The sequence below is a fragment of the Wolbachia endosymbiont of Atemnus politus genome (genome assembly GCF_013309895.1).
On the sequence record NZ_JAAXCS010000040.1, the window covers coordinates 1 to 10,346 of the forward strand.

Annotated in this window: 10 protein-coding genes, 1 tRNA gene and 1 pseudogene; 9 read left to right on the top strand and 3 right to left on the bottom strand. The window is 35.2% G+C overall.

All coding sequences use genetic code 11. The annotated features are described in order from the left end of the window. Positions 1 to 212, top strand: a pseudogene (locus HET73_RS03670) (IS481 family transposase); the annotation flags it as partial. A 71-nt stretch (positions 213 to 283) separates the two neighbouring features. Here HET73_RS03670 and HET73_RS03675 read toward each other — a convergent pair. Beyond that, positions 284 to 356: transfer RNA gene (locus HET73_RS03675), tRNA-Thr, on the bottom strand. Positions 357 to 434: 78 nt separating this feature from the next. Between HET73_RS03675 and rsmA the strand changes: the two genes are divergently transcribed. From rsmA to HET73_RS03710, 7 genes are all read left to right on the top strand, one after another. Next, positions 435 to 1,259, top strand: a complete 825-nt coding sequence (rsmA, locus tag HET73_RS03680) for a 16S rRNA (adenine(1518)-N(6)/adenine(1519)-N(6))-dimethyltransferase RsmA (protein WP_174134033.1) — start codon at positions 435 to 437, stop codon at positions 1,257 to 1,259. Positions 1,260 to 1,396: 137 nt separating this feature from the next. Then, entirely contained in the window at positions 1,397 to 2,122 is a 726-nt protein-coding gene (locus HET73_RS03685; protein ID WP_174132799.1) for a F0F1 ATP synthase subunit A, read from the top strand. A 61-nt stretch (positions 2,123 to 2,183) separates the two neighbouring features. Further along, positions 2,184 to 2,411: a F0F1 ATP synthase subunit C gene (locus HET73_RS03690; RefSeq protein ID WP_168455548.1), complete on the top strand. Its 228-nt coding sequence runs from the start codon at positions 2,184 to 2,186 to the stop codon at positions 2,409 to 2,411. 1 nt (position 2,412) lies between these two features. Beyond that, positions 2,413 to 2,892: a F0F1 ATP synthase subunit B family protein gene (locus HET73_RS03695; RefSeq protein ID WP_174132805.1), complete on the top strand. Its 480-nt coding sequence runs from the start codon at positions 2,413 to 2,415 to the stop codon at positions 2,890 to 2,892. Between the two features lie 8 nt (positions 2,893 to 2,900). After that, positions 2,901 to 3,377 carry a hypothetical protein gene (locus HET73_RS03700; RefSeq protein ID WP_174132800.1) on the top strand — a complete coding sequence of 159 codons (477 nt, stop codon included), beginning with the start codon at positions 2,901 to 2,903 and terminating at the stop codon, positions 3,375 to 3,377. Between the two features lie 5 nt (positions 3,378 to 3,382). Beyond that, a complete protein-coding gene (locus HET73_RS03705; RefSeq protein ID WP_246209973.1) occupies positions 3,383 to 4,999 on the top strand; it encodes a glycosyltransferase family 2 protein in 1,617 nt (538 codons plus the stop codon). After that, on the top strand, positions 4,948 to 5,979 hold the full coding sequence (locus HET73_RS03710; protein WP_174134034.1) for a COX15/CtaA family protein: 1,032 nt from the start codon (positions 4,948 to 4,950) through the stop codon (positions 5,977 to 5,979). The genes HET73_RS03705 and HET73_RS03710 overlap by 52 nt, the downstream gene beginning before the upstream one ends. On the opposite strand, the gene HET73_RS03715 is transcribed toward HET73_RS03710, so the two are convergent. Continuing rightward, positions 5,962 to 7,935, bottom strand: coding sequence for an acetyl-CoA carboxylase biotin carboxylase subunit (locus tag HET73_RS03715; protein WP_174134035.1), 1,974 nt, complete (start codon positions 7,933 to 7,935; stop codon positions 5,962 to 5,964). The two genes, HET73_RS03710 and HET73_RS03715, sit on opposite strands and share 18 nt — an antisense overlap. A 72-nt stretch (positions 7,936 to 8,007) precedes the next feature. Further along, positions 8,008 to 8,730, bottom strand: coding sequence for a hypothetical protein (locus HET73_RS03720; RefSeq protein ID WP_174132803.1), 723 nt, complete (start codon positions 8,728 to 8,730; stop codon positions 8,008 to 8,010). A gap of 160 nt (positions 8,731 to 8,890) precedes the next feature. Between HET73_RS03720 and gltX the strand changes: the two genes are divergently transcribed. Further along, positions 8,891 to 10,252 (top strand): glutamate--tRNA ligase, encoded by a 1,362-nt coding sequence (gene gltX / locus HET73_RS03725; RefSeq protein ID WP_174132804.1) that lies wholly within the window; start codon positions 8,891 to 8,893, stop codon positions 10,250 to 10,252. Positions 10,253 to 10,346: the final 94 nt, after the last annotated feature.

Below are 10,346 nucleotides of genomic sequence, written 5' to 3' on the forward strand. Positions count from 1 at the left end.
TGCAGGATGAGTGTTACCGTATTCTTTTTAGAAAGAAGACTTACAATTCTTTAGAAGATTTGCAAGCAGACGTTGACCAGTGGCTGCGTTCCTATAATGAGACAAGGCCTTGCTCAGGAAAATATTACTATGGAAGAACACCTATGCAGACCTTTTTAGATACTAAGAGTATTGCTTTAAAAAAGAATATGCATCTGTTCTGTACTGAATAGATACAAGGTGTTGATAGCAGTTTAAACTACGTTAATTCTTGTTTGTCAGATCAAGTATGAATTACTACACGTGCCGGCTGTCGGACTTGAACTGACAACCTACTGATTACAAGTCAGTTGCTCTACCAATTGAGCTAAGCCGGCATTAAATATATATACAATTATCAACGAATTCCAGTCAACTACTTTTATAATTACTAAAACATTGCATACTGAAATAGTATGAGAAAATTTTTATTGAAGCCAAAAAGAAGCCTAGGGCAAAATTTTATTTTATCGAGTGAGATAACAAAGAAAATAGTCGCTTTAGCTGGTAGTTTGGAAGATTTTAACGTAATTGAAATTGGCCCTGGATATGGTGCATTAACAAGGGAAATATTGGCATATAATCCAAAATCTCTGCTGGCTATAGAAAAAGATAGTAGTTTAGTGCAGTATCATGACCAATTGCTCAATGAACGCCAAGGAAAGTTTAGAATCATGGAAGCCGATGCACTTCATGTTACAGAAGAGGATCTGGTAGAACGCCCTGTCAAAGTTATTGCTAACCTACCTTACAATGTTTCAGTAGCATTATTTTTAAAGTGGTTAAACAACATAAAATTTTTTGCGAGTTTGACATTGATGTTTCAGAAAGAGGTAGCAGATCGCATTATAGCAAGACCAAATTCTAAAGACTATGGTTCCCTATCGGTGCTAAGCCAATTGTTATGCGATATAAGCAAGGAATTTGATATTGAACCTAAAGAGTTTTTTCCAAGGCCAAAAGTGCATTCTTCAGTAATTACAGTGAATCCTTTGCCTACCCAAAGATTTGCAGTAAATTTAGAAGTTTTAACGAAATTAACGCGTACTGTTTTTGCTCAAAGGAGAAAAATGCTGAGAAACAGCTTGAAAAATATAGCAAGTCATACTGAAACTATTCTTGAAAACGCTAAGTTAAGTGGTAACGAACGTCCAGAAAACTTAACTATTGAACAATTTTGTTTGCTAGCAAATGGCATACAAAAAGAATTATTCAAAGGATACCCAAGCTATCAAAGATAATATAAAAAATTGTGATTTTAAAATAAAGTGAATAAAAGAAGCTCTGTGTTACAGAGCCTACATCATCTTAACTCTTGACTTTATCCTATAAAATTTATACTTTATTTACTGTTGTAGTCTAAGTTTATAGGGTCGAAATGGCGTTAAATCCGCTAGAACAATTTAAAATATGTGCAATAATAGAATTACCCAAACTATTTGGGTACGACATAAATTTCACCAATTCATCTCTTTTTATGATGATTTCGGTAATATCGGTTGTACTTTTCTTGCTTTTGGGGGTAAGACGGGGATCAGTAATACCAGGATATTTGCAAGCTGCGGTTGAGTGTATATATGATTTTGTTATTTCAATAATAGAAAGTAACGCTGGAAGCAGAGGCTTGGAGCACATTCCGTTGATATTCACAGTATTTATTTTCACTTTGTCGTGTAATTTAATTGGTGTTCTTCCTTATAGTTTTACAGTCACAAGTCATGTGATAGTTACTTTTGCCTTATCGATGATAGTTTTTACTTACACAACTGTTGTTGGATTCAAAGAAAGGGGAATAAAATTTTTACGCATATTGTTGCCGGAAGGTACTCCGTCATGGCTTGCTCCCATGATGATTTTTATCAAGCTATTTGCTTATTTGGCAAGACCTATAAGCTTATCAATAAGGCTTGCTGCAAACATGATTGCAGGTCATACAATTATTAAAGTGATAGCAGGGTTTGTTATGAGTATGCATTTCACTCTAACCCCTATACCGTTTTTGTTTATAATTGCACTAATAGGATTTGAAGTGTTTGTTGCAATTCTACAAGCTTACATATTCGCTTCTTTAACATGTGTATACTTGTCAGATGCAGTAAAGTAATTGACTTTATCTGCAGAACATTTTATAATTAATATCGTAAGGAAATGGTTAAAGGTAATGTATGGATTTAGTAGCTTTAAAATTTATAGCGATTGGTTTGAGTGTACTTGGTATGCTTGGAGCTGGTCTTGGTGTAGCAAATATATTTTCTACTATGTTAAGTGGGCTTGCAAGAAACCCTGAGTCAGAAGATAAGATGAAAAAATATGTCTATACAGGGGCAGCTTTAGTTGAAGCAATGGGATTATTTGCATTTCTGCTTGCACTGCTATTAATATTTGTTGTTTAATATGCCACAACTTGATGTTTCAACTTTCTCTTCTCAGGTTTTTTGGTTTTTAATTTTTTTCTCTTCGCTTTTTTTTGTAGTAAGTTGTTTATTTTTACCAAAGTTGGATGAAATAATAAATATTAGAAATAAGAAAGTGCTGGATTCTTTTAATAGTTCTGTTCATCTTCTAAAACTTGTAGAAAACCAGACTATTAAATATAATGCGGCTTTAAACGAAGCTAGAACACAAGCAAAAAAGATCATAGGTAAATCACTTGCCCAGGTAGAAGAAATGAGAGCAAGTGTGAAAAATATATTAGAAGAGGAAGATAAAAAAGTGAACAAGCTTATTGAAGAAAAAGTAGCAAAATTTAAATCTGAATATGCTAATGAATTAAAGCAAATGACTACTGATATTGCCTTAATTTACTACAATAAATTAACCAGTTCTGAAATTGAAGAGAAGTTTGTTGCTCACTTGATATCCAAAGAATTTTAGAGGTTTTTATGTCTACATCAATGATCGTCGGTCTTGCTTTCTTGGTAGGTTTTATTCTTTCGTATAGGTTGCTGAAGAAAGTGATAAAAAACGCTCTTAACAAAAAACGTAACAAGAGCAAGCTTACGAGTGAAGAGATTGAAAAATTTAGAAGAGATATGTTGGAATACTATAAGGAGTCTTCTGAAAAATACAAAAAATTAGATGCAGAAGTTAATAAAATAATGAATGAAGCACTTGATAAGGCTAATAGTATCATTAAGTACAATAGACAACAACTGGACCAGACGTTAGATGACAATGCCCGCTTCCACCTGAAAAAAGTCACTGACCAAGTTGAAAAAGCCATTGGAGATTTACAAGCTAGTACAGCGAATATAGCTGCTGATGCTGTAAAAAAAATAATGCAAGAGCATAAGGATGATAAGCGCAGTAGCGAGATCATATCTTCGCTTTCACGTGACTTAAATAAAAAATTGCATTAGATTGAATGCAACAGCTGCCTGTATCTCAAACTAGTAATATAGAAAAAATTAAGCTCGATTCCAGTTTGTGCAAAGAGCAAGAAAAGCTCTTTTACTATAAATTTAATATAATTCCTTGGCAAAAATTAAATAATACTACTTTTTTTATGGTTGAAAATACAAGCCAGGATGGCATCCATTGGATTAAGGCCCACTACAGTAATGACCACGTATTGATAGAAGTAGATGGCAGACAGATTTTAGATCTTCTTAACTCACACTTTGGTATTTCAGAATTTGCAAGCAGCTACTTATATTACAAGAACCCTGATTTTTCAGTTAAGGGTATCAAGCTAAGTCCGATATTTTCCGCTTCTTTTTTTATTACAACTTCAATTTTAACACTCACAGAAAAGTACACCTACTTTGCTTTGATGTTGATATTTATAGTTGGATGTTCTAGTTATTTATTCAAATTTATAACTACAGTTTTTAGCTTATGTGGAACCTCCAACCAAAAAATAGATTGTGATAAGATAAACGAAGAAGATTTTCCTGTATATACCATTTTGTTGCCAGCTTTTAAAGAAAGTGCAGTGATAGGGCAATTGATTGAAAGCATTGAAAATTTGGATTACCCAAAATCAAAACTGGATGCGAAACTTTTGATAGAAAGTGATGATCAGGAAATGCTTACAGCTATAGAAGAATATACTTTACCGCAATATTTTGAAGTGATAAAAGTGCCTCATTCTTTGCCTAAAACAAAAGCTAAGTCATGCAATTCTGCCATGAGCTTTGCCAGAGGAAAGTATGTGGTAATATATGATGCGGATGACAGGCCAGATCCACTGCAGTTGAAAAAAGCACTAATTGAGTTCAATAAGGGCGACAATAAGTTAGCCTGTGTGCAGGCGAGGTTAAATTATTACAATTATAACTGTAGTTTTCTTACAAGATCTTTTTCTCTGGAGTATATGAACTGGTTTCAATATCTATTGCCAGGATTTCAAAAAATGAACATGCCAATACCTCTTGGTGGTAGCAGTAATCATTTTTCAGTGGAAATTTTGAGGAAAGTGCTTTTCTGGGATGCTTATAATGTTACTGAAGACGCTAACCTCGGTTTAAGACTTGCACAAATGGGGTATAAAACTAGGATGATTGATTCGGAAACATTGGAAGAATCACCAACTACTGTCTTTGCTTGGATCAAGCAAAGAGTGCGCTGGATCAAAGGTTATATGCAAACTTACATTGTCCATTTAAAAAGCATAAAGTCATTTTACAAACACACTGGATTTAGAGGAATTTTGCTATTGAACCTCTTTGTTGGTTCTGCAGCTTTTATATTTTTTACTACTCCATTCTTATTGCTTTCATTAATGTTAACTCACATTTTAAATGAATTATTTCTGTACTACTTTGTAGTGGTATACATCACTAACCTGGTTCTTTTGGTGATGGCTATCAAACAGCAAAAGATGCCTTTATACTTTTATATAGTATCAGTATTTTTTCCTGTCTATAGTCTGCTACACAGTATTGCAGCTTTTCTCGCCTTGTGGGAATTTATTGTTTATCCTCAACGATGGAACAAAACTCAGCATGGTTTATGGAACAAAAGCAATCAAAATACATAACTATCTGGCTTTTTCTTTGCTCTGCCACGGTGATTCTCATGGTTGGGATCGGCGGGTTTACCAGACTTTCAAAAGCAGGATTGTCAATCACGGAGTGGAAACCCATTACTGGAACACTACCACCACTGAGTGAACAAGACTGGCTGCAAGAAAAATTAAAGTATGAGACTACACCTGAATATAAAGCATTTAATTATGGTATAAGTATGGAGGAGTTTCGTACTATATACTTAATAGAATATGTACATAGATTGGTTGCAAGACTAACGGGTTTAGTTTTTATCCTGCCATTTTTGTATTTTATAATAAGAAGAAAAATATCTAAAAAGGTAGCAATAAGGCTATTTATAGCAGTATTATTTGGAGCTTTACAAGTTTGTGCTGGCTGGTACATGGTGAAAAGCGGCTTGGTGGCTAAGCCTTATGTTAGTCACTACAGGCTTGCACTTCACTTGCTGCTCGCATTGATTATTTTTGCATTATTGTCATATCAATTTTTTGATTACCAAATCAGGCCAAAGCAAACAAAATTTAAGGTTAGTTATAACACCAGGTACTACGTAGGAATTATTTTGGTTCTGGTCATGATACAAATAATCTTCGGTGCGTTTGTTGCGGGATTGAATGCCGGTTTGATTTACAATACTTTTCCACTAATGAACGGACAAACCGTTCCGGAAGATTTATTTTTCTTACAACCTGCATGGTTAAATATCTTTGAGAACAGAGTGACAGTGCAATTTTTACACCGAGCACTGGCATTGTTAATATTAGTACTGACGGTAATACTCACAATAAAAAATGCCAGTATAAAACTAGTATACGCTATGCTGCTTTCAGTCATCATTCAGATAATTTTAGGGATAGTTACTCTGTTGTTACACATACCAATGGCCATTGCTATAGCTCACCAAATGTTTTCATTTATCTTATTTGGATCAAGTTTATATTTCTTGTGTTATTTAAGAAAGCAGACCTAATATCACATCGCCGATCTGTACATTTTTTCCTTCTTGAACGGGAATATTTTTTATCACCATTTCCGATTCAGCACATATAATATTCTCCATTTTCATCGCTTCCACAACAAATAAAGGTTGTCCTACCTCTACCTGATCTCCCACATTTACATGTAGTTTAACTAATAAACCAGATATTGGAGATTTTACAGCATCTACTGCAACCACTTCTGGTTCATTGTTTAACATCAACTTACTTAATTCAGCTACATGAGGCTTAAATACACAACACTCAGCTTGCATTCCAGCTTGTCTTATAGAGTATTTGCTGTCTTGCCTTTCCACTTTAAGTGTTATATCGATATCATTATTAATTGCGATACATAACAACCTATAACTCGATCTCCACTTACCACTTACAGAATATGTGTTATGGTTGTATATTGTTGTTAATGTATTATTGTGGTACTTTGCGTTTACAGAGTACTCGTTGTCATTTACTGATACTATAAATATTCCATCCACTGGTTGATTGTGGTACTTTTCTTCATTTTCTAAATATAGTGCAGTGAAAATAAATATTTTAATATATTCTTCTGTAACAAAAACACCATGAAATCCGCTAGGGTAATGGTCTGGAATGAATCTCGTGTGGAGCTTTGCTGCAACAAAATTTGGATGATGGAATATAGATTCTAGAAACTTTATATTATTTGTTACTCCCCTTATATAACATTCAGACAACGCTTTTTGCATTCTGCTGATTGCTTCTATTCTATCTTTTCCATATGTTATCACTTTTGCAATCATTGAATCATAAAACATGCTGATCTCTGAACCTGCAGCAACTCCATCGTCTACTCTTACATGATCATTTCCACTTGGTTTGTCGTAATATTTTATTCTTCCGCTGGAAGGAAAAAATCTTTTTGATGGATCTTCAGCACAAATTCTACTTTCTATCGCAGAACCAGTAAGTTTAACATCATCCTGACTGAACCTTAATTTTTCTCTACAGGAAATTCTTATCATTTCTTCTACTATATCTATTCCAGTCACGAATTCTGTTACCGGGTGCTCAACTTGCAACCTTGTATTTACCTCAAGAAAATAGAAGTTTTGATCTTTATCTACAATAAACTCAACAGTGCCTGCTGAAAAATAGCCAACTTGCTTTGCTAGGGAAACACATTGGGCATACATTTCCTGTCTTACTTTCTCGCTGATGAATGGACTTGGCGTTTCTTCTATTATCTTCTGATTATTTCTTTGTACTGAACATTCTCTCTCTCCAAGACACACTACATTGCCATATTTGTCTGCTATGATTTGTATTTCAATGTGCCGCGGTAATTCTATATATTTCTCTACAAAGATACTGCCATCCTTAAAACTTTTTTCTGCTTCATTTGTTGCCGATGTAAATGCCAGTTCAATTTCCTTTTTGGAGTTTACAATTCGCATGCCTTTACCACCGCCACCTGATGCAGCTTTCAGCATTACAGGAAAACCAATCTCTTCAGCAACGCTAGCTGCGTGAGCAGCATCGTTGATCTTGCCCATGTATCCTGGCACTACATTCACTCCAGCTTTTCTTGCGGATTCCTTTGCTGTTATTTTATTGGCTGTAACTTCTATTGTTTCTGCGCTTGGCCCGATGAAATCTATATTGTGTTTTTGCAGAGCACGTGGAAAATCAGGGTTTTCCGCTAAAAAACCATAGCCGGGATGAACTGCCTGTGCGCCTGTTTCGGCTGCTGCCTCGCATATTTTTTCAATATTTAAGTAACTGAGATAAGCAGGCGAAGGGCCAATGTACCTTAATTCATCTGCTTGTCTTACATGTACAGAATTTGCATCTGCATCTGAATATACACATACACAAGATATGCCCATTCTGCGAGCAGTTCTGATGATCCTGCAGGCAATTTCCCCTCTGTTTGCTATTAGAATTTTACTATACTTCTTTTCTGTCATCGTGTGAGTATACTTTCTTAAGTTAAGAAAGTACATTTCTATATCATTGCCTGCAAGTGATTTCTATTTCTGCTAAAGAGTTACAGTTTGTCCCCTCAAAAGGTCTGTAAGACTAGCTTCTTCCGCTGGAGTACTTACACTACTCAAGTCAGACATCTCACTACATGCTTTGCCTGACAAATACGCAGCCCCGCCAGAGGCTATCCCAGCTATTGAACCTAATGCAAGAGATTGAGAACCCAAAAATAAAAAGTACAAAGATAAACACATTGCAGCAATACACGCTATAGCCCCTACTATATATAAGCATAAGTGAAATTTCCTATTACACATAAGACTATCTTTTATGCCTGCAATTTCTTTTATTTCCTTCCTAACTGTTTTACTAACCCAATCGAGAGGAGTCTTTTTAGATTTATCTAACGCACACCTATTACACAATGCATCCTTAACATAGTTTTTGACATTCTCTAATTTTTTCGAATCACTGTTTGGGTTAGTTTTTTCAGATTCCAAATGCTTGAATATTCCTCTTACTACATCCGGCAATATCCTCATCACTGCTGCTATGTGAAATGGATTTTCTTGATCGCTATTGTATTCTAATAAATGAGCATCACTTTCAATACTTTTCTTGAAAATTAACAAAAATTTTTCAACGTTTCCTGTTCTTGCAGCTAAATGTAAGAGACTGTCTCCATTCGCTATTTGTTTTGTTTTATCAAATGGACCAGCGTAACACCAATTGATATTACCTTCATTATCTGAGAGCAATTTTGCTATATCTTCACCCATAACATACCCCGCTATATTTAACCAACTTTAAATCATATAACATAAATTATGAAAAATAAACACAATTTTATCTTCATAGGATCAGTAATTTACAGTAATTCCACATTGTTGCAAGCATAAATTTTAGCTATCATCGTTTACATTACTGTAACAAACGAATATGTCAGGTGTAGTCACTAGATTTGCTCCATCGCCAACAGGGTTTTTGCACATTGGTGGAGCTCGTACTGCCTTATTTAATTGGCTCTATGCAAAGCACCATGGCGGTAAGTTTTTGCTGAGGATTGAGGATACCGATAGAAAACGTTCAACACAGGAGGCAATCGATTCGATAATAGATGGGCTGAAATGGCTTGGTGTAAGCTATGATGGAGAAATAATATACCAATCAAAAAGAATAGAGCGACACATTGAAGTTGCAAATCTTCTTGCTCAGAAAGGTAAGGCATATCACTGTTACTGTCCTGAGGATGAAGTTACAGAAAAGAAGGCAAAAGCGAGAGAAGAAGGAAAAATATATAAGCACAAGTGTATTAATGTGACATCGGACGTAAAGCCTGTTGTACGCTTTAAAGTGCCAAACTCGCAAGATATCGTTGTTGACGATAAAATATACAGTCAGGTTAAAATAAATAGCGACCAACTTGATGATATAGTGATTCTACGCTCTGATAACACTCCAACATATATTTTTGCGGTAGTGGTTGACGATCATGATGCTGGAATAACCGATATTATACGTGGTTCTGACCATCTCACCAATACCTTCAAGCAAATGCTAATATACCAGGCCCTTGGTTTTGATACTCCACGTTTTGCGCATGTACCGCTTATCCATGGAGAAGATGGAAATAAGCTGTCTAAAAGGCACGGTGCGACAAGTGTTTGCGATTACGAGAAGATGGGGATATTGCCAGAAGCAATGCGTAATTACCTACTGAGACTTGGCTGGAGTCACGGCAATGATGAGATTATTAGCGATGAGCGAGCGATAGAGTGGTTTAGTTTGGAAAGTATCGGTCGTTCGCCTGCGCGGCTTGATTTTAAGAAATTAGAGCATTTGAATAACCATTATATTAATAATATGAGTAATGAGGATATTTTGACTCTAATACTTGGAGAACGTACTCTAAATGACAAGAAAAAGAGCTATTTACTGCAAGGATTAACAGAACTAAAAAAGAGAGCAAATTACCTGACTGAATTACTGGATTTAGCACAGTTTTATATAAAAGATCCGCCGCTTGATTTAAGTGAAGAAGCTGAGCAAATCGTTAAATCTAACCTCAATGCAATCAAGTTACTTGCATCGTTTTTCTCAAATATCAGCAATGAAGGCTGGAATAAGAGTTTTTTATCTTCTCAGATCAAGGAATTTTCAAAGTTACATGATATGAAAATAAGCGATGTTTACCACTCATTACGTGCCCCAATAACTGGGATAATGGACGCACCTGGAATCATCGATATCATGGTAATTCTCGGCAAAGATGAGTGTATAAAAAGGTTGCAAGCAATTTAAATGAAACAAAGAAACTCCTTGACAACCCCCACCAATCTTATTATCATGCTACTAAGGGTATTTCTGACTCAAAACTTGTTTTTGACCTGCAGGT